Consider the following 20,614-nt stretch of genomic DNA (forward strand, 5'->3'; position numbering starts at 1 on the left):
TTTGAGCAACTACTACTTTACTTGGTTTTGATGTATAATTATTATCCGAATTAAGTTTTTACATTGTAAAGTTTAATTCGTCTTTGGATTGCAACACAATGCTATCCTCTTGATTAGGACAAGAGATAACTAATGTAAACACCACTAACAGTCATTTTACCTTTTTCATAATATCTTAATTTAAATAAGCATAAGTAGGTTACTAAATTTCAAAGAAAGAAACAGTAGCAGAGCATTACTTTTCTAATTGTTTCTTTTAATTATAGTCTATAAGCAGGAGAATAGCCGGTCGTAGATGTAATATCAGATATAGTATATCTTGTTCCTGTTATATCAAATATTATATATTTTTTACTTCCTCCAACATCAAATCTTAATGCTGCTCCAATAGCCGTAAAAGGTAAATTTTTATACTGACTTAAAGTTGATGTTAAATCGTATGAATCACTAATCTCTCCACCTTTTCCATATCTACTTCCTGACCAAAATAAAGTCTGTTTAGTACCGACTTTATTAAAAAAATGTAAAGAACTTTTATAATAACCAGTCTCTTTATCTTCTACCTCATAAAAAACATTTAGCACTGCTCCAATACCACTAACACCAAAAGGATTACTCCCTAGAGTATTTAATTTTTCTACTGAAAGATCTGCTACACTTGTAAAGTCTTCCCAAGAGTTTCCGCTAGCGTATTTAAATTGCAGACCACTTTTTGAAATTGCTAAAAATTGCCTTTCATTATCTATACTATCTTCTTTACTATTATTTCTAATATTTACTATTGCACCAATCCCATCATAATTATTACTGTTTTTATCACCTGTAAAAAAAGGAAATTCACCTTCAAACAGCTCGGTTACATCAAATGGTCCATCTAACTCTCCATTGTAACTGCGCATATATTTATCACCTGTTTTATTTATCAAAAAAAACTCACCGGAATTACGCTCAAATGCTGCTCCTACACCCCCCATTTTATTTAGGATATTGCCTCGCCAATGCTTTGTTTGTATTGGTTCACCACTACTAAAAAGAGGAGTACAATCTGTTTCACTAAACTCTGTTGCAAGTTGTACACCAACTATTTGGCTTGTATTTACACTACGCACTACATAGCTAATAGGCAAACCAGAACCAATTACTGCACTTTTAGATAATAAATCAACCAATGTTCTTAAATTTGTTTCTCCAATTGTAGAGATCGTAGATTCTGTATCACCACCAAAAGCAATTACTTTAATATTTAGATTACTTAACTCTTTTAAATAATCTACTTCTAAATCTGCTTTTACTTTAGCGCCAAATGCACCAAAACTGGCATTTACCGCAACATTAAGTTCCTGATAAGATGAGCTAGATTCTATTAACATATAATACACACGACCATAAGTAACGTCACTAATATAAGTTGCAGGGTTATCTTCTTGTACGTATTTAGCTAACTCTTGTGGAGTTACAGAGTCTGCAAACAGATCGTCCAAACTAGTTGGTAAATCCATAGACATAGTGTAAAAAGTTTGTTTTAACTTAACTAAAATTCTATTACTACTATTACCGTTTTTAAAATCAAAACTAGCACCAACTTTTGCAAAAGCTGTTTTAATATCTAACCCCATACTAATAGCAAGTGCCTCTCTACTTTGAATTTGCTCGTACTCAAAAGAAAAATTAGCAGGTGCTACATTAGGAGACGTGGCTATAATTTCATTCATTGCTGCATATATACTACTTTTAGAGACAACATCTACAGTAACATTACTAGAGGCATTTCCATTAACTAAGTCATAAGATATAGTACCACCAGCACGATCTACAGATATAACATCTGGGGTTGTATTTTTAAGAGTTTTACCCTGTAGTAGGCTTCCAGGGTAAATTATTTTAGCGTTAGGACTAAATAATGGAAATCCCTCTTCTCCACCAGTTCCTTTTTTTAAATCGTATGTAGTAGTTGTACATTTCCAACTTTCAATTACAGGTTGACCATTATCATCTGTTGTTGTTATACTTTCTTCTTTATCAGTACTTTTGACCTCCGTTTCTTCTTCTATTGGTTTTTCTAATTCTTTACCAACAGCCAAAACACTAGTAAAGGTTTCTGCAGCTATTTCTTCTTTTTCAATAGTTTTTGTTTCTTCCTCTTTATTACAAGAAATTATCGTTGCTAGCAGTATTAAAAACACCAATAGGTTTGTTCTTAACTTATTTAAATACATTACTTTCATCATTAATTATTTTAAGATTTGTGTTACCAAAACTAGATGCTAATACCAGCTTAACCTAAAAAATCTTATAGACAAAGTATGGACAAACAAGAATAATGATTACTCTAAACACATTAAATAACCAATAAACAAAACACAACACAATAATCTTGTAACATCAACAAAAACAGAGTTTTACGGAGTAATATCATTATAAAAAAACACATTATTTTATAGACAAACAATGGACTTTACCCGAATAGACATTATTACGATATACATAATTTAAAGCATTTAATCTTTACCTTAGAACCCAAGAATAAGAATAAACTCTCCAATTATTTTAATTATTCATTAACTCAAATTTTTTAATTCTACTTATGAAAACTCTAATAATTGTCGTTGCTACATTTTTTACTACGCTATGTTACAGTCAAACAAAAAAGACCATAGATAGCTTAGAAAAAAGTTTAAAAACAAAAACCTATCCTTTAGAAAAAATAGAAGTCTTAGAAAATTTGTACTCAACATTGTTGTATGAAAACCCTAAATTTTCATTAAAATATTCGTTAAAAGCTTATCAAATTTCTAAGTCAATTAGTAACAATAAAAAAATGCTAAATGCCGCATATCAATCTGGCGCTACTTATAGAGTAATACATAAGTTAGATTCTGCCGTTTATTACCAAAGAATAGCTATATCGCTAGCTAAAGAGTTAAATGAGGATATTTTTTATGCTAAAGCTTTGTCTGAATTAGCGGATATAGAAAGATTAAATAGCAATAAAGAAGAAGCTTTACTCTTTTTTAATGAAGCTAAAGAAATTTATAAAAAAAATAATGAAATAGAATTACTAAGTTCCTGTATTGGCAACATAGCTAGCGTTTACTTAAGTAATGGACAGTTTAGAATATCTCAAAAACTATATATGCAAGCTTTAAAAAAATTAGATTCTATAGATGCAGATCCTGTATTTAAAGCAGATATGATTGCAAGAATAGGCGAAATACAGTATAATGTACAAAATTATGAAGAATCTATAGATTATTACAAACAAGCACTAAAAGTATACACTGAAGAAAACGATAACATTTGGAAATGTAATATGTATTTGCAAATTGGCACTTCTTATGTAATGCTTAAAAATTACAATAGCGCTATAGAAAATTTTTCTAAAAGTTTAAAAATAGCAAAAGAATACAGTCTTAAATCTAATGAAGCTATGCTCTACACAAATATAGGAGCACTTTACAGAGAAACCAGAGAATTTGAAAAATCTAAAGTGTACTTAGAAGAAAGCTTAGTTTTTCATAAAAGAGAAGGTTTTACTTTTAATTATATAGATGTACTTAAAGAACTAGGTAGCCTTTATATAGATTTAGATGAACCTAACAAAGCTATAGAGTATTTAGACCTTGCTATTTCTAAATCTATTCCTTCTAAAAGATTAGATTATTTAATGGATCTCTACAAGCTAAGATCTTTGGCTTATGAAGAATTAAATAATACCAATATGGCTATTAAAGATTTAAAAGAACATCAAAAATTTAAGGATAGCATATACAACTCTAATAAAAATCAACAAATAGAAGAATTACAAACTATTTACGAAACCGATAAAAAACAGACCCTATTAGCTTTAAATAAAGAAGAAATAAAAAATTTACACCAAAAATCTAAGGTAGACACACTTACCAAAAGTCTTTATGCTGGTGGTATGTTTTCTGGTGTTTCTTTATCTATAATGTTGTTCTTTATTTTTAAACAAAGAATTAAGAAAAATAAAAGTAACCAGAAAAAGCAAAACGAGCTTCACAAAAAAGAAATTGAGCACAAACAAAAAGAATTAACCAGTCTAACCGTGCATTTGGTTCAGAAAAATACATTTACTCAAGAGTTAATAGAAAACTTAAAAAAACTAAAAAACAATCCTGAAAAATTTAATGTAGAGTTTAGACGCATTTTAATGCTACTTAAAAAGCAAACTTCAGACGATAAAGACTGGGACTTATTTAGATCTTATTTTGCAGATGTACATAATAATTTTGACAATAAACTAAGAGCCATATACACAGACATTACAGAGAAAGAAATTAGACTTGCTGCTTTTTTGAGAATGAACTTATCTACCAAAGAAATTGCTGCCATTTTTAATGTTTTACCAGATAGCATTCTAAAATCTAAATACAGATTAAAAAAGAAACTTAATCTAGGCAAACAAACAGATTTGTGCTATTTCTTAAATTCATTATAAAAACAGGGATAATCTACCTTTGTATTCTATCTTTGCAGGGTGAATACAACTAAAAAAATAATTCTTTTTGACGGCGTTTGTAATCTATGCAACAACGCTATACAGTTTATTATTAAACACGATAAAAAGGACCAATTTAGGTTTGCAACGCTACAGGGAGAAATTGGTCAAAAATTTATATCAGAAAGAAATATAGATCAACAAAAAACAGATTCTATAATACTAATAGAACCTAGTGTTGCTTATTATTTAAAATCTACCGCAGCTTTAAAAATAGGGCGTAATTTTGGGAGTATTTGGAGCCTTTTATGGATTTTAGAACAGATTCCTGTTTCTTTTAGAGACTGGGTGTATAGCTATATCGCAAAAAACAGGTATAAATGGTTTGGAAAAAAAGATAATTGTATGATACCTACACCTGAGTTAAAATCTAAATTTTTAGATTAAAAAAATTATATTATTACCTAACATTAAAATATAAAATACCTTTATGTACAGTTTAAATCAGATTTCTTATTTACTACATGACTACTTAGTAGACTTGGGTGTAAGTGATATTTACGCTAAGTACTTAAACACATTAATACTTCTTGTACTATTAGCTATAGCGCTTTATATTTTTGATTATGTTTTAAGAAAATTGGTTATTTCTTTATTTGCTCGTTTTACAAGTATATCTAGAACAAATTTTGACGATTTTTTAGTAAAGAATAAAGTACCTAGAAATGTTGCACATATAGTACCTATTATTATTGCTTACAATGCTGTGCCTTTTGTTTTTAATGGTTTTGATAAAGCACAAGTTATAGTTTTAAAAGGGTTAGAAGTTTTTGGTATCGTATTAACCTTATGGGTAATTAGGAGCTTACTTAATACTTTAAAAGACTTTTTTAAGACACTACCCAACCTTAAAGACAAACCAATAGACAGTTACATACAAGTATTTATGATATTTTTATGGTCTATAGGAATTTTGCTTGCTATTTCTATACTTACAGATATAGAACTTTGGAAGTTTTTAACCGGTTTAGGTACCGCATCTGCCGTAATACTATTAATTTTTAAAGACACTATTCTTGGTTTTGTTGCTAGCATACAGGTATCCATTAATGATATGGTACGTATTGGCGATTGGATTTCTTTTGACAATTATGGTGCTGATGGCGATGTAATAGAAATTAACCTTGCAACAGTTAAAGTTCAGAATTTTGATAACACAATTACAACAATACCAACCTACGCATTAATTTCAGATTCTTTTAAAAACTGGAGAGGAATGACAAATTCTCCTGGACGTAGAATTAAACGTGCACTTATTATTAAGCAAGAAAGTATTAAGTTTTTAACACCTAAAGACATTCAAAAACTTAAAAAAATTAGCTTAATAACTGATTATATAGTAGGTAGACAAGAAAATATAGTTGGTTACAATAAGGATAACAGTATAGATAAATCTATCCTAATTAACGGAAGAAACCTTACCAACATTGGCCTTTTTAGAAAATACACGGATACTTATTTAAAAAGTCATTCTGCAATAAATAAAGATATGATTATTATGGTTAGGCAATTAGCGCCCACTCCACAAGGTATACCCCTAGAGGTTTATGCTTTTAGTAGCGATAAACGATGGGAAAACTACGAGTATATAATGTCAGATATTTTTGATCATTTGCTTGCTGCTATTACTTATTTTGATTTAGAACTGTTTGAACTTCCTAGCAGTACTAACTTTAAAAACAGTCCTAAATTGTAAACTAGCCCAAAGAACAACTTTACTCACCCTAAAGACCACTTTACACACTATTAGTTTTTTTAAAGTATTCCAATACTTAGGTTTACGCAACCATAAAAAACTAATATCTATGAAAAAGCTACTTTACTTATTATTACTAATTCCGATTGCAATAACAGCAAACGATAAAAAAACTCCTTCTGCTATAAAAGAGGTAACGGTATACCTTAGTGGCGCACAAATTACACGTACAAGCAACTTTATATTAAAAGAAGGTACAACAGAGTTGAAATTTACTGGTTTATCTTCTAAAATTGATGAAAATAGCATTCAAATCTCCGGATTAAAGTCGGTTTCTATTTTATCTATGGATTATGGCATTAATTATTTAGATAAGTTTATGCTTATGCCTGAAGTTACAGAAATGATAGAAAGCACTAAAAAATTAACTGAAGAAATTGAGCTTTTAAAAAATAGGATTGCTGGCTTACAAGAAGAAGAGTTATTAATTTCTAAAAACAGACAAGTAAGTTCTACGGCTGAAAGTTTAGATTTAGAAAGATTAAAGCAAATTAGCACCTATTACAGAAAACGTATTACAGAAATTAGAGACGAAATATTTACTATTACTAAAGAAATAGAAAACAAAAATACAGCTATAAGCGATTTTAATTTACAGATTAAAGAACTTACTGCCGAGCCAGCAGTTGCGCAAGGAGAACTTGTTATTACGTTCGATACTTCTATCGCTATTAACCTAGACCTTATACTTTCTTATATAGTTACTGATGCTGGTTGGGTACCAACGTATGACATTAAATCTGAAAACACAAACAGTAACCTTCAACTTAAATACAAAGCCAATGTGTACCAAAATACGGGGAACGAATGGAAGAATGTAAAAATTAATTTATCAACAGGGAACCCAGTTACACAAACAACTAGCCCCGTTATAGATACAAAATACTTAAACTTTGTTAGCGGATATAATTATCAATCTAAAGCAATTAAAAAAAACAAGTATTATTACAATCCCTCAGTAAAAAAAGTAACAGGTGTAGTTACCGATGCCTCTGGACAACCATTACCTGGCTGCAGCATAGTAATAAAAGGCACCAACATTGGTACACAAACAGATTTTGATGGCAATTATACAATAGCAGTACAAAGAGGACGTGAATTAGTATTTTCTTATATTGGAATGCAAACAGCTGAGACTCCAGTTTATGCATCTATAATAAACACAAAACTAGATGAAGATAATGAAGCATTAGAAGAAGTTGTTGTAGTTGGTTATGGTAGCAAACTACAAGGAAAAGCAGCAGGTGTAAGAGTCAGAGGTACATCGAGCATTTCTGAACCAAAACTACCTTTGTATATTATAGATGGTATACCTGTGCCAGATTTTATAGAGGGTGATATAGATAGTGACGACATACAATCTCTAGAGGTTTTAAACAACTCTAACGCAACTGCTGTATATGGTAACCGCGCAAGTAGCGGAGCTATAGTTATAACTACAAAAAAGAGTACAACACAAGACGATGTAACCAATACAACTTTTGCAATTAAAAAACCATATTCTATTAAGTCAGATGGTGATCTAATTGCTATAGAAATAAATACTTTTAAACTAGAAACTACGTACCAGTATTTAGCAGTGCCAATTATAAATGAAAATGTATTTTTAACGGCTTCATTTAAAAACTGGGAACAATATAACTTACTACCTGGTGAAGCTAACATCTACTTTAAAGGAGGTTTTGCCGGTAAAACAGTTATAGACCCTTATAAAACAACAAAAGAAATGGTTGTTTCTTTAGGTGTAGATGCAGGAATAACTGTTACAAGAAAACAAGACCGTGATTTTAAAAGTAAATCTTTACTTGGTAACAATCGTGTTTTAAATAGAGCTTACGATATTGAAATTAAAAACAATAAGAACACAGCAGTTACTATAAAACTAATGGACAGAATTCCGTTATCTGAAAACAAAGAAATTAAAGTAAGCGAAATAGAAACGTACAATGCAAATTACAATGATACCAAAGGTTTACTAACCTGGGAGGTACATTTAAACAGTAAAGAAACGCAAAAAGAACGTTTCTCTTATCAAGTTAAATTCCCTAAAAACAAAAATATATCTTTATAACTTTAAAGCCCTTAGGGTTCTAATTCTAAGGGCTTACTTAATTTACAATTGTGGTAATACTAATTATTCTATTTATAGCTATCGTCTTATTTTTCATTTTTAATTGGCTTTTAAAAAGAAGCAATAAAATTACTTTAAAGTATAAAAGAATTATTGCAATAGGACTATCTATCCTTTTTGCGCCGCTATTATACCTAATTAGCATACTGAGTTTTGTAGCTATAGTTTCTTACTACCCTGAATATAATTTTAATCAACAAAAATGGGACAACATTCCTGAGCAACGTTATGAATTATCTGCTGATATTATCGAGAGCAAAATGCTTATTGGAAAAACCAAAGCAGAAGTATACTGTTATTAGGTGAAGGTTTTTATGAATATACCCCAGATCATATTGCGTATACCTTGGGCTTTATACCTGGTATATTTAATATAGATACAGACGTGTTAGCTATTGTTTTTAAAAACAATGTAGTAGTAAAAGTAAAACAGCATCAAACTTAATAGTCCGATGCTGTTTTTTATATATTAAAAGTAGCTTACTACTTTACTTTATCATAATTGTCATCCCAATTCCGTGCTTTAGGATTATCGTGTAATTTTCCAGCGGACTTAGCAACTATCATTGATACTGCAGCATCACCTGTTACGTTTACAACTGTTCTACACATATCTAACGGTCTGTCTACCGCAAAAATTAATGCCAATGCTATTGGATATAAATCTGCCGGAAAACCTATAGCCTCCAAAACAATTACCAACATTACCATACCTGCCCCTGGAACTGCAGCAGAACCAATAGAGGCTAATAAAGCAGTTAAAACAATAGATAATTGATTCCCTAAAGTTAAACCTTCTGGCCAAAGCACTTGCATTATAAATACAGCTGCAACAGCTTGGTACAAACTTGTACCATCCATATTAATTGTTGCTCCTACAGGTAACACAAAACTAGATACCTCTTTATCTACACCAATGTGCTCCTCTACTCTCTCCATTGTTACAGGTAAAGTAGCAGCACTAGAACTAGTAGAAAAAGCTAGCAATTGAGCCGGACTCATTTGTTTTAAAAACCAAATAGGGTTCTTTTTTGTATAAAAATATACCAATGAACAGTAAAATGCGATCATTAGTAATAAACCTAAAACAACAACTCCCGCATAGGATAGTAATTTCTGTAAAATTTCTGGATCATCTGCTGTTACTACAACCTTACATAATAATGCAAATACAGCATAAGGAGCTGCTAGCATAATTAAATCTACCATTTTTAAGATGACATCATTTAAGGAGTCAAAAAACTTTTTTAATGGTTTAGATCTTTTTTCACCAACCAACAGCATAGATATTCCCATAAATATGGTGAAGAATATTACTTGTAACATTAGCTTGTTGTTACTCATAGCTGCCAAAGCATTACTAGGAACCATATCTACTAAAAACTGTAATGGCCCACTTTCTTTTTGACTAGTTGCCTCTGCTATTTTACCTTGCAAGCTACTGTCATTGGCATAAGTACTTGCTAATTTTGCAATAGTCTCTTCAGAAATACCTTCTCCTGGTTTAATAACATTAACTAAAACTAAACCAATAGAAATAGCTATTATAGTAGTAAAAACATAGATAATAATAGTACGTACGCCTATATTTCTGAATTTAGATATGTCTTTTAAGTCCGATATTCCTTTAATTAATGAAGCTAATATTAATGGTACTGCAATTAACTTTAGAAGATTTACAAATATTTGTCCAAATGGTCCAATCCAGTCTAATATAAATTGTTTTCCCCAAACGACTTGTGCCATTCCAAAACCAAAGAGGATTCCTAAAACCATCCCAATCATAATCTGCCAATGCAGCTCCAATTTCTTCATACTAAAATTTTATAATTTTTTGTGAGTAATATACCATTTTGGATTGTTATCATCCAAATAAAATTGAATCAATAATTTTTGATATCAATTATTAGCAATAATTCAATGTAAATTCACCTTAAAACTTACTTAATACTATTATTTATTAAGGTATAATCTGCCAAAACCAATGCTGCCATTGCTTCTACAATAGGCACAGCTCTTGGTACAACACACGGGTCATGACGCCCTTTTCCTTGCGTTTTTACCATATTACCTTCCTTATCTATAGTCTCATAAGGTTGTATAATTGTTGCAACTGGTTTAAAAGCTACATTAAAGTAAATATCCATACCATTACTTATGCCTCCTTGTATACCTCCACTATAGTTGGTTTTTGTAGTACCGTCTACATTAAATTGGTCGTTATGCTCGCTACCTTTCATAGCTACACCACTAAAACCACTACCATACTCAAATCCTTTTACAGCATTTATACTTAGCATAGCTTTACCTAATTCTGCATGTAATTTATCAAACGCTGGCTCTCCTAAGCCTATTGGTACATTTTGTAAAACACACGTAATAACACCGCCAATAGTATCGCCTTGCTTTTTTATGTCTTTTATATAAGCTTCCATTTCCGCAGCCATTTCTTGATCTGGACAACGAACTGGATTTAACTCCGTTTCTTCTAAGTTTAATTCTTTGTAGTTTTTTGTCAGTTTTAATTCTCCTACTTGAGATACAAAAGCATTAATTTTTATATTAAGCAAAAATTGTTTTGCAATTGCACCCGCTACTACTCTACTTGCTGTTTCTCTTGCAGAACTACGACCACCACCTCTATAGTCTCTAAATCCGTATTTTTTATCGTACACATAATCTGCGTGAGATGGTCTGTAGGAGTCTTTTATATGCGAGTAATCGTGAGATTTTTGATTGGTATTACGTATCGCAAAACCAATAGGAGTTCCTGTTGTTTTACCTTCAAAAAGGCCAGAGAAAAATTCTACGGTATCTGGTTCTTTGCGCTGCGTAACAATTTTAGACTGCCCAGGTTTTCTTCGGTTTAGTTCTGTTTGTATTGCTTCTAGGTCTAATTTTATTCCAGATGGACAACCATCTATTACTCCGCCTATTGCTACTCCGTGAGATTCTCCAAAGGTTGCTACCTTAAAAAGGTTACCAAAAGTGTTTCCTGCCATCTAATTAATTTAATTGGTATGTATAATTCTCAAAGGTAATTTATAAGCATCAGAATATAAAATTTAGATATGCCTTAATACACACTTAACGCAATCATCACAAAATTTTCATTGTTTGTTCATATTCAATTCATATAGAATAGGTTAGTTTGTGTAAACTACTAGAGATGAAGAAAAGAAAAATTGATGTTGCTGTAATTTCTGATGTTCACTTGGGCACTTATGGCTGTCACGCAGACGAAATACTAATTTATTTAAATAGTATAGACCCAAAAATTCTAATTCTAAACGGAGACATTATAGATGTATGGCAGTTTAGCAAGCGTTATTTTCCTTCATCACATATGAAAGTTTTAAAAAAAATAATAGGGATGGCATCTAAGGGTGTTCAGGTTTATTATATCACTGGTAACCATGATGAAATGCTACGTAAATTTAGTGGTACCGTTATGGGTAACGTACATATTGTAGATAAACTTGTTTTAGATTTAGACGGAAAAAAAGGATGGTTTTTCCATGGCGATGTTTTTGACGCCTCTATAACAAACGCAAAATGGTTAGCCAAATTAGGCGGTAAAGGCTATGATATTTTAATTCTTATAAACAAAGCCCTAAACTGGGGTTTATCTAAAATGGGAAGAGAAAAATACTCACTTTCTAAACGAATTAAGAATAGTGTAAAAGGCGCTGTAAAATACATTAGTAATTTTGAAGAAACAGCCATAAATTTGGCTATTGAAAAAGGGTACGACTATGTTGCATGCGGACACATACACCAACCAAAAAAGGAATTAAGAGAAAACAAATACGGCCGTTGTGTATACCTAAATTCTGGAGATTGGATAGAGAACCTTACTGCCCTAGAATACTCTTTTAAACGTTGGAAACTGTACCAATACAATCACGATAAATTAGCTCCTTTTTTTGCTGATGAAGAAATAAAAAATATGGATATGCAAGAGCTCATAAACACTATAACAAACAACACCCCTATTACAGACAGTAATAAGGTTGAAGATAATTCTACGGAATAAAAACTCTTAATTAAACAAGAGCCTCCTTTAGTATTGTTATTGGATGTAACGCATGACGCTTTGTACCATCATAAATTTGATGTCTGCAACTTGTACCATTTGCAGAGATAATTACATCAGAATTGCTATTATTAATAGCCGGAAATAATTTTAAATTACCAACAGCCATACTTGTTTCATAATGTTCTTTCTCATAACCAAAAGAACCCGCCATACCACAACAACCAGAGCTTATAATGGAAACCTTATAGTTTTCTACAATATTAAGCGCATCAAAAGTAACTTTTTGGTTACTTAAAGATTTTTGATGACAGTGACTATGTATTTTAATCGTCTTTGCTTCTTTGGTAAATTGATCTTTTAAAATATTCCCTTTTTCAATTTCCTTTGCCAAAAACTCTTCAATTATAAAAGAATTATTTGCAATGGCGTTTACCAGCAATTTATCGCTAACTAATTTTTTGTATTCGTCTCTAAACGTTAATATTGCAGATGGTTCTAAACCAACTATAGCAATATTTTTATCTACATACTTTTTTAAACTAACAACATTTTTAAGGGCAATTTCCTTCGCCTCTTTTAAAAAACCTTTAGATAAAAAAGTTCTTCCGCTTTCCGCATAAAACAGCTCTATATTGTATCCTAACTTTGTAAGTACCTGTATAGCATCTATTCCTAGATTAACATCTAAATACTTTGTAAATTCGTCTATATATAAAACAACATTACCCTTATTTTTAATTTTAGGCTTACTAATGTTACTGAGGTACGAATCAAAATTAAATTTATAAACATTAGGCAAACTACGTTCAGGAGCCACACCACTTATATTTTTTAATAATCCACCAAAGAGTGATGAATTAAACATAAAATTAGTGATTTTAGGTATTTTACTCCCTAAAGCATTGTACTTTGTATTGTATGCAAAAAGTTTATTTCTAAAAGAATAACCATTTTCTTCTTGGTATTGGTATGTAAATTCTGCCTTTAAAGTTGCTATATCTACATTACTAGGACATTCGCTAGAACACGCCTTACAACTTAAACAAAGATCAAAAACTTCTTTAAGTTCTTTTTGGTTAAACTTATCGGTTTTATCTGTATTGGTAAGCATTTCTCTTAATGCATTAGCTCTACCTCTTGTTGTATCTTTTTCGTTACGCGTAACGTGGTAACTAGGACACATAGCTCCAGATGCCTTTTCTGTTTTTCTACAGTCGCCACTACCATTGCATTTTTCTGCTGCTTTTAATATTCCTTCGCTCTCAGAAAAATCTAATAATGTTTTTATCTCTGGTTCTGCCCTATCAATTTCATATCTAAAAGATTCATCCATTGGGTAAGAATCTACTATTTTACCAGGGTTAAATATTCCTTTAGGATCAAAATAAGATTTAATTCTACGCAGTAATTGGTAGTTTTTATCACCAATCATTAGCGGTATAAACTCGGCACGTACAATACCATCACCGTGTTCACCACTAAAAGAACCATTATACTTTTTAGTTAATTTAGCTACATCTGTAGTAATGTCTCTAAACAATTTTACATCATCACCCTTTTTTAAATTTAAAATAGGGCGCAAGTGTAATTCTCCGGCACCAGCGTGTGCATAATACACAGCACTCTGGTTATAGCCTTTCATTATTACAGAAAACTCCTCTATAAATTCTTTAAGATCTTCTATAGCAACAGCAGTGTCTTCTATACAAGCAACAGCTTTTTTATCACCCACCATATTACCCAAAAGCCCTAATCCAGCCTTACGTAACTCTACTGCCTTTTTAATATCGTCTCCAAATAAAATAGGGTTAGAATAACTTAATCCTGATTTTTTAATAGTCTCTAATAAACTATCTATTAAATAATTAAGATCTGCTTTGGTTTCTGCTTTTAACTCTAACATTAATAAAGCAGCGGGATCACCCTCTACAAAAAACCTATTTTCTAGCTGAGCTCTGTTATTTTTAGTACAGTCTAAAATAACTTTATCCATCATCTCACAAAGATGAAGCTGATGGTCCATAACCGGGACTACATCTGACAAACAATCTTCTAAAGAATTGTAATGGGTAACAATCATTGCTGCAAACTTAGGAGGCAACGGGTCTAAACGAAGTGTAATTTCTGTTGTAAAGGCTAAAGTACCTTCACTACCGCTTAATAGTTTACACATATTAAACTTACCTTCTTTACCAAAAACACTATTGTGCAACAACTCGTCTACTGCATAACCAGTATTTCTTCTGTGTATAGAGGGTTTAGGAAACTCTGATATAATTTCATCTTGAGTTTCTTTAATGCTTAATTCATTATAAATTGAGTTATAGATTTTTCCTTCTAAACTATCTTCTTCTCTTTTTTTATGAAATTCAGCTTCACTTAAATTACCAAAATTAGCATTTGTACCATCAGCCAAAATCGTTTTTAAAGAAACTGTTTTTTCTCTTGTTATACCATATTGTATAGACGTTGTACCAGATGAATTATTACCCACCATACCACCTATCATACATCTATTAGAAGTAGACGTGTTTGGACCAAAAAACAAACCATAGGGTTCTAAAAACAAATTAAGTTCGTCCCTAATAACACCAGGCTGTACTGTAACTTGCCTCTTATCTACATCTACATTTAGTATTTCTGTAAAATGTTTAGACACATCTACCACAATACCATCACCAACACATTGCCCAGCTAAAGATGTACCGGCAGTTCTAGGAATTAAACCAATATTATTTTCTGAGGCAAAATTTATTAATTGCTTAATATCATTTTCACTTTTAGGAAAAGCAACAGCTAAAGGTATTTTACGGTATACAGATGCATCTGTAGCGTATAAAGTAGTCGAAAGTTTATCGGTTAATAGATCTCCTTCTAAATTAAGACTTAGCGAGTTAAGTTGTTCGGTGTTCAATTTGGTACAATTTTTGGGAACTAAAATAAGTTTTTATTCACTTAAATGTAATTTAAACATCATATTTTTACACCAAAATTAATAGTATTATGAAAATCTTAAAAGTAATTCCATTTTTTGTTTTTTTAATAACCGCAACAATCAGTGCTCAAGATATAGCCGAGCATACAGGTGGTTTAAGACTGGGAGATAGTAAAGGCTTTGGAGCAGAGTTGTCTTATCAAAAAAGTCTAACAAGGTATACACGTTTAGAGGCCAACTTAGGCTGGAGAGATAGTAAAAATTACGACTCTTTTAAAATATCTGGTATACACCAGTGGGTTTTTGCTATAGACAATGGCTTTAACTGGTATTATGGTGCTGGTGCTGGTTTTGGTAGTGTAGATTTTGAACCAATAGCAAACCCTAAAGACCCAACAGATATAAGAGAGCCAGATGGAGGCTTATTTATTTTTGCTGCTGGTGATGTTGGTATAGAGTATAATTTTGATTTTCCGCTACTTGTTTCTTTAGACATTAGACCAGAAATAGGTTTAACGGGTTACAAACATTTTAGTGATAATTTTGATTTTGATATTGCTTTAGGCTTACGTTATAAGTTTTAAAACAGAAACAAAAACAGTAAAAGCCCTTAACAATACAAAATGTTAAGGGCTTTTTTTATGACTTTTAGTTTGCCTACATTTGTAGATCTAAAAAAATAAAAACAAAGAATGAAAAAATTACTAGTTACACTTACTATTGCAATACTAGCAGTAGCTTGTGGAGAAAAAGCAGATACATTTGTTGTAAACGGTACACTTAGAGGCGAAATTGCAGATGGTACAAAAGTGTTTTTAAAAACTGCAGGTGAAAAAAATTCAGTTGTAGAAATAGATACAGTAGCTATTAAAGATGGTAAATTTGTTTTTAATACAGCTAAGCCAGCAACATTAGATCCTTACTATATTTTTATTGATAAAGTAAGAGGTAATATGATGTTTTTTCCTGAACAAGGAACAATAGAAATATCTGCACATAAAGACAGTATAAGAAATGTTGTAGTTTCTGGAACATTACAGAACGATGCATTTACTAGCTTTATAGAAGGCTCTAAAAAAATAGGAGAAAAAATACAATCTATTCAACAAGATTACCAAAAAGCTTCTATGGCTAGAGATACTGCTACTGTAAAAGCATTAAAAGATGAGATTAAAGAAATACAAGAAGAAGGTAAAGATTACGAAATTAGTTTTGTAAAAGAAAACCCTAATGCTGTTATATCTGGGATGATTATTAGTAGACTGTTTACAAACAAAGTTTTAGCACAAGAAGAAATTTCTGAGCTTTTAAATGGTTTGTCTGATGATGTTAAAAAAACAAGAGCTACTAAAGCTATTTTAGAAGTTTTAGAAAAATCTAAGGCCACAGCTATAGGTGCTAAAGCTCCTGAGTTTTCTGCTCCTAATTTAGAAGGCAAAAATTTAGCTTTAAAAGACGCTTTAGGTAAAGTAACAATTATAGATTTTTGGGCTGCCTGGTGTGTTCCTTGTAGAAACGAAAATCCTAATGTTGTAAAAGTATACAACAAATACCACGACAAAGGCCTAAACATTGTTGGTGTTTCTCTAGACAGAAGTGCTGATGATTGGAAAAAAGCTATTGAAGAGGATGGTTTAACTTGGAATCACGTTTACAACGCTAAAGATGTACAAGAAGTTGCAAAATTATACGATGTAACATCTATACCTGCTACTTTTATCTTAGATGAAAATGGTATCATTATTGCAAAAAACTTAAGAGGAGATGACTTAGAAGCTAAAATAGCTGAGTTACTACAATAGTCTATTAGACCTACAAAAAAAAGCCCTGAACTTAATTAAGTTCAGGGCTTTTTTTATATCTTAAAACTTAAGATTAGAACTTGTTTCTAGCATCTCTATACTTACCTGTAACTTCCGCCGTAGCAGATTTTGTAACCGTTCCGTATACACTTACAACTGAATCTTCTCCTAGAAATTCTAATGTTGCCCCCTCTTCCAAGATAACATCTCCATAAACATATAAATTGCCTTCTACTCTAAAAGTAGCATTCTTTTTTATTGTTAAAGAAGACCTTCTACTGTTTGTAGCCATTGCATAGGTACCTCTCATTTCAAATAAAGCGTCTTCTTCTATTGTAGTGCTGTATCTCGTAGTCCAAGAACCGCATAATAACAATTCACCTTTACTAATTACACTATTAAATCTTTTAGAACCTGTATATTGTTTTTCTTCACCTGTATTTACTGTTAAATTAGAAGAACCTCTATATTTTTCTAAACCTGTACATTTTGTTTCTAAGCTTGTAGATGGTCTATTTAATTTTATAATTTGTAAACCTTCTGTTCCTGAAGCAGCAAAAACATAATCACCTTTTGTGGTTACATAGTTTACAGAACCTTCTATATCTATAATTCCAAAGACAGTTAAATCACCATTTTTTTCTTCAGCTAAACACAAACCAGAAGCTCCGTTAGCTATCATTACTACATCTCCATTTTTAGAAATAGCATTGGTAACATTATCTCCAGATGCATCTGCATCTGGGTGAATAGAAACTGGTATGTATTTAATAAATTCACCTGAAGCAAAGTTATACACACCTACTCCTTTGTTAGCTTCTGGAACTAAGATTTTAGTATCCGTAAAATCCATATTCTTTTTAGTACCAATACCTAAGTCCGTATCTATGGCAATTGTACTAACTTTTTCTAAGTTTTGATTGTATACCGTAACTCCAAAATCGCCATCTAAAACAGCTAATTTATCATTATGAGAAGCAACAGAAAGTAAATCGTTAGCTTCTAATTGTTTTTCAATCTTCATACCTGCCGTACTGTAGACTGTTAATGTACCTTCTTTACCACTAGTAGCATATACTTTATTACTAAAAGAAATCACATCTGTACCTGCTTTTCCTTTTTGAAAACCGTAAGTAATATCATTTAAATTAAAAGAACCACCGGTAACATTTATTTTGGCTACAAAAGAGTTTTCTAATGCAGTAGCAGATAACTCCGCATCTACACTACCTGCAGCATAAACATAACCATCTTTTATAGTTATAGAATTTATATCTGCATTTGTATAATTTAGTCTTGATTTTACTTCTGGATTATGAGGATCACTAACATCTATAATATCTATTGCGCCAGCATAAGTATCAAACTGTGTGTTATAAGAGACATAAGCATAATCACCATCTACAGCAATATGCGTAGCTGCTAATTTAGTATTACCATTATAAGTTGGTGGTTTTACTTGTGCTATTAAAGTAAGTGGATAATCACCCGCTAGGTCATCTTCTTCTTTCGAAAATTTTCCTGATACTTTACTTTCTTCTAAAACGTTTAGAACACCTGCATTGTCAAATACAATACTATTTGTTAGTGTTTCTTGATTAACTTCTAACGCTGCTAATTTCTCTGCTTCATTAAAAACGGTAGTCTCTTCACTACACGCAACAAATCCTAGGGCAATAGCCATAGAAAACAACAAGGATTTAAACTTCATACTAAGTAGGTTATTAATTATTTGGGATAATTATAACGTGAAAATAAACTACTTAGTACATTTTTTATACAATAAGTAAACTTTAGTAGCCTTACTTATTCCTTTTCAATACAAACAGTTATAATTTACCTAGTTTAGCTAAAATAAACAATACAATTATAGGTATAGCTAGTAATGCCACAACCAAAGTGTCTGTAATTAATAAATCTGGCTTAAAAAGTATAGTGGTAACATAACCACCAATTGCTCCTCCAAAATGTGCTGTGTGCCCAATATTACCTATTCTCTTTTTCATACCATAAATAGAATACAGTAAATAACCAATACCTAATACATATGCCGGCAATGGTATAGGAATAAACATAATACCCAAACGCATATTTGGTTCTAGTAAAATAGCTGCATATAAAATTCCTGTCACAGCACCACTTGCTCCTACAGCACTATAGTAAGGTTCATCTTTATGAAAAAATAAAGCCAGTAAACTACCCGCGACTAAACTTATTAAATATATAAGTACAAAGTTTACTGGTCCTAGGTACGATATTACTACGTTAGCAAAGAAATAAAGCGTAAACATATTAAAGAATATGTGTGATATGTCTACGTGTAAAAAACCAGAAGTAAACATTCTGTCTTTTTGACCCGCTTTAATACCGCCAATACTAAATTTATAACGTTCAAAAAAAGAAGTATCATTTAAACCCTTTAAGGTTACTATAATATTCAATGCTATTAGGACTATTGTTACTGGGTGTAAATTCATTTTTTAACTGCTGTAGTTTAGCCTCAAATATAACTATATTTGCATAATTTTATTCTTAATGCAGTTACTAGTTTTTATTTTAGTGTATCCAATTCTTTGGATTGTTTCAATTCTTCCATATACTTTGTTTTATGGGGTTTCTAATGTGATGTACTTTTTAGTATACCACGTTGTTGGCTACCGTAAAAAAGTAGTTTTAGATAACTTAAAACTTACTTTTCCAAATAAAACAGAAGACGAATTAAAAGTAATACGCGCTAATTTTTTTAAACATATGTGTGATATGTTTATGGAAATGGTAAAAACCATGAGCTTATCTAAAGCAGCAGTTAAAAAAAGATTTAATGTTGTAAATATTGAAGAGTTAAAAGCCATAGAAAAAGAAAAAAGTATTTTATTAGTTTGTGCACATTATGCCAATTGGGAGTGGAATGTTAGTATTAATAACCTAATAGATACAGAAGGCTATGCTGTATACCAAAAAATAGGAAATAAGTATTTTGACAAGTGGATTAAAAATGTACGTTCTAGATGGAACACTACACCTATAACCCAAAGAAATACGGTAAAAACAGTTATTAGAAACGAAAAAGAAGGTGTTAGAGGAATATACGGTATGGTTAGTGACCAATCGCCGCAATACTCTCGAGCTCAACATTGGGGTAATTTTATGGGGCTAAAAGTACCTATACATAATGGAGCCGAAATTTTAGCAAGAAAATTAGACCTTGCCGTTGTATTTATAAAAGTTAGCAAAGTAAAAAGAGGATATTACAATGCCGAGTTTATACCAATTACTTTAGCGGGTAAAGAAACTGAAAAAAACTACATTACAGAAGAGTTTTTAAGACTTACAGAAGAACAAATTAGAAAAAAGCCCGAGTATTACTTATGGACACATAAACGTTGGAAACACGCAGGTAAAACGCCTAAGTTTAATAAATAAAAAAACTCA

General features: G+C 31.2%; 15 protein-coding genes. 9 read left to right on the top strand and 6 right to left on the bottom strand.

The window, feature by feature from the left end; all coding sequences use genetic code 11:
• Positions 1–260: 260 nt before the first annotated feature.
• Positions 261–2,228, bottom strand: a complete 1,968-nt coding sequence (locus M4I21_RS02095) for a thiol-activated cytolysin family protein (RefSeq protein WP_249557379.1) — start codon at positions 2,226–2,228, stop codon at positions 261–263.
• 356 nt (positions 2,229–2,584) lie between these two features.
• Between M4I21_RS02095 and M4I21_RS02100 the strand changes: the two genes are divergently transcribed.
• From M4I21_RS02100 to M4I21_RS02120, 5 genes are all read left to right on the top strand, one after another.
• On the top strand, positions 2,585–4,459 hold the full coding sequence (locus M4I21_RS02100) for a tetratricopeptide repeat protein (protein ID WP_249557380.1): 1,875 nt from the start codon (positions 2,585–2,587) through the stop codon (positions 4,457–4,459).
• Between the two features lie 39 nt (positions 4,460–4,498).
• Positions 4,499–4,906, top strand: a complete 408-nt coding sequence (locus tag M4I21_RS02105; protein WP_249557381.1) for a thiol-disulfide oxidoreductase DCC family protein — start codon at positions 4,499–4,501, stop codon at positions 4,904–4,906.
• A gap of 43 nt (positions 4,907–4,949) precedes the next feature.
• Complete coding sequence (locus tag M4I21_RS02110) at positions 4,950–6,215, top strand: mechanosensitive ion channel family protein (protein ID WP_249557382.1); 1,266 nt, start codon at positions 4,950–4,952, stop codon at positions 6,213–6,215.
• A 109-nt stretch (positions 6,216–6,324) separates the two neighbouring features.
• On the top strand, positions 6,325–8,346 hold the full coding sequence (locus tag M4I21_RS02115) for a DUF4139 domain-containing protein (protein WP_249557383.1): 2,022 nt from the start codon (positions 6,325–6,327) through the stop codon (positions 8,344–8,346).
• Positions 8,347–8,396: 50 nt separating this feature from the next.
• Positions 8,397–8,708, top strand: coding sequence for a hypothetical protein (locus M4I21_RS02120; RefSeq protein ID WP_249557384.1), 312 nt, complete (start codon positions 8,397–8,399; stop codon positions 8,706–8,708).
• Between the two features lie 181 nt (positions 8,709–8,889).
• Here M4I21_RS02120 and M4I21_RS02125 read toward each other — a convergent pair whose 3' ends face one another.
• Both M4I21_RS02125 and aroC read right to left on the bottom strand, forming a co-directional pair.
• On the bottom strand, positions 8,890–10,221 hold the full coding sequence (locus tag M4I21_RS02125; RefSeq protein WP_249557385.1) for a dicarboxylate/amino acid:cation symporter: 1,332 nt from the start codon (positions 10,219–10,221) through the stop codon (positions 8,890–8,892).
• Between the two features lie 125 nt (positions 10,222–10,346).
• The gene (aroC, locus tag M4I21_RS02130; RefSeq protein ID WP_249557386.1) at positions 10,347–11,408 is read right to left on the bottom strand and encodes a chorismate synthase; all 1,062 of its coding nucleotides are present in this window, start codon (positions 11,406–11,408) and stop codon (positions 10,347–10,349) included.
• Positions 11,409–11,575: 167 nt separating this feature from the next.
• Here aroC and M4I21_RS02135 point away from each other — a divergent pair, with 167 nt between their 5' ends.
• Positions 11,576–12,442: a UDP-2,3-diacylglucosamine diphosphatase gene (locus tag M4I21_RS02135; RefSeq protein ID WP_249557387.1), complete on the top strand. Its 867-nt coding sequence runs from the start codon at positions 11,576–11,578 to the stop codon at positions 12,440–12,442.
• A 10-nt stretch (positions 12,443–12,452) separates the two neighbouring features.
• On the opposite strand, the gene M4I21_RS02140 is transcribed toward M4I21_RS02135, so the two are convergent.
• Positions 12,453–15,359, bottom strand: a complete 2,907-nt coding sequence (locus M4I21_RS02140; protein ID WP_249557388.1) for an FAD-binding and (Fe-S)-binding domain-containing protein — start codon at positions 15,357–15,359, stop codon at positions 12,453–12,455.
• An 89-nt stretch (positions 15,360–15,448) separates the two neighbouring features.
• Here M4I21_RS02140 and M4I21_RS02145 point away from each other — a divergent pair, with 89 nt between their 5' ends.
• Together M4I21_RS02145 and M4I21_RS02150 are read left to right on the top strand one after the other, a co-directional pair.
• Complete coding sequence (locus M4I21_RS02145; protein ID WP_249557389.1) at positions 15,449–15,964, top strand: porin family protein; 516 nt, start codon at positions 15,449–15,451, stop codon at positions 15,962–15,964.
• A gap of 108 nt (positions 15,965–16,072) precedes the next feature.
• Positions 16,073–17,182, top strand: a complete 1,110-nt coding sequence (locus M4I21_RS02150; protein ID WP_249557390.1) for a TlpA disulfide reductase family protein — start codon at positions 16,073–16,075, stop codon at positions 17,180–17,182.
• 73 nt (positions 17,183–17,255) lie between these two features.
• Here the strand turns inward: M4I21_RS02150 and M4I21_RS02155 are convergent, their stop codons facing one another.
• Together M4I21_RS02155 and M4I21_RS02160 are read right to left on the bottom strand one after the other, a co-directional pair.
• Positions 17,256–18,893 carry an LVIVD repeat-containing protein gene (locus M4I21_RS02155; protein WP_249557391.1) on the bottom strand — a complete coding sequence of 546 codons (1,638 nt, stop codon included), beginning with the start codon at positions 18,891–18,893 and terminating at the stop codon, positions 17,256–17,258.
• Positions 18,894–19,011: 118 nt separating this feature from the next.
• Complete coding sequence (locus M4I21_RS02160) at positions 19,012–19,659, bottom strand: rhomboid family intramembrane serine protease (RefSeq protein ID WP_072302107.1); 648 nt, start codon at positions 19,657–19,659, stop codon at positions 19,012–19,014.
• Positions 19,660–19,717: 58 nt separating this feature from the next.
• Between M4I21_RS02160 and M4I21_RS02165 the strand changes: the two genes are divergently transcribed.
• Positions 19,718–20,605 (top strand): lysophospholipid acyltransferase family protein, encoded by an 888-nt coding sequence (locus tag M4I21_RS02165; RefSeq protein ID WP_249557392.1) that lies wholly within the window; start codon positions 19,718–19,720, stop codon positions 20,603–20,605.
• The last annotated feature ends 9 nt before the right edge of the window (positions 20,606–20,614 follow it).

This window comes from Cellulophaga sp. 20_2_10, assembly GCF_023476645.1.
Lineage (GTDB): Bacteria > Bacteroidota > Bacteroidia > Flavobacteriales > Flavobacteriaceae > Cellulophaga.

Excerpts from the sequence above, each read along its gene's own strand:
- M4I21_RS02095 (WP_249557379.1), bottom strand. The coding sequence starts at position 2,228 with ATGATGAAAGTAATGTATTTAAATAAGTTAAGAACAAACCTATTGGTG.
- M4I21_RS02100 (WP_249557380.1), top strand. The coding sequence starts at position 2,585 with ATGAAAACTCTAATAATTGTCGTTGCTACATTTTTTACTACGCTATGT.
- M4I21_RS02110 (WP_249557382.1), top strand. The coding sequence starts at position 4,950 with ATGTACAGTTTAAATCAGATTTCTTATTTACTACATGACTACTTAGTA.
- M4I21_RS02115 (WP_249557383.1), top strand. The coding sequence starts at position 6,325 with ATGAAAAAGCTACTTTACTTATTATTACTAATTCCGATTGCAATAACA.
- M4I21_RS02125 (WP_249557385.1), bottom strand. The coding sequence starts at position 10,221 with ATGAAGAAATTGGAGCTGCATTGGCAGATTATGATTGGGATGGTTTTA.
- aroC (WP_249557386.1), bottom strand. The coding sequence starts at position 11,408 with ATGGCAGGAAACACTTTTGGTAACCTTTTTAAGGTAGCAACCTTTGGA.
- M4I21_RS02135 (WP_249557387.1), top strand. The coding sequence starts at position 11,576 with ATGAAGAAAAGAAAAATTGATGTTGCTGTAATTTCTGATGTTCACTTG.
- M4I21_RS02145 (WP_249557389.1), top strand. The coding sequence starts at position 15,449 with ATGAAAATCTTAAAAGTAATTCCATTTTTTGTTTTTTTAATAACCGCA.
- M4I21_RS02150 (WP_249557390.1), top strand. The coding sequence starts at position 16,073 with ATGAAAAAATTACTAGTTACACTTACTATTGCAATACTAGCAGTAGCT.
- M4I21_RS02155 (WP_249557391.1), bottom strand. The coding sequence starts at position 18,893 with ATGAAGTTTAAATCCTTGTTGTTTTCTATGGCTATTGCCCTAGGATTT.
- M4I21_RS02160 (WP_072302107.1), bottom strand. The coding sequence starts at position 19,659 with ATGAATTTACACCCAGTAACAATAGTCCTAATAGCATTGAATATTATA.
- M4I21_RS02165 (WP_249557392.1), top strand. The coding sequence starts at position 19,718 with ATGCAGTTACTAGTTTTTATTTTAGTGTATCCAATTCTTTGGATTGTT.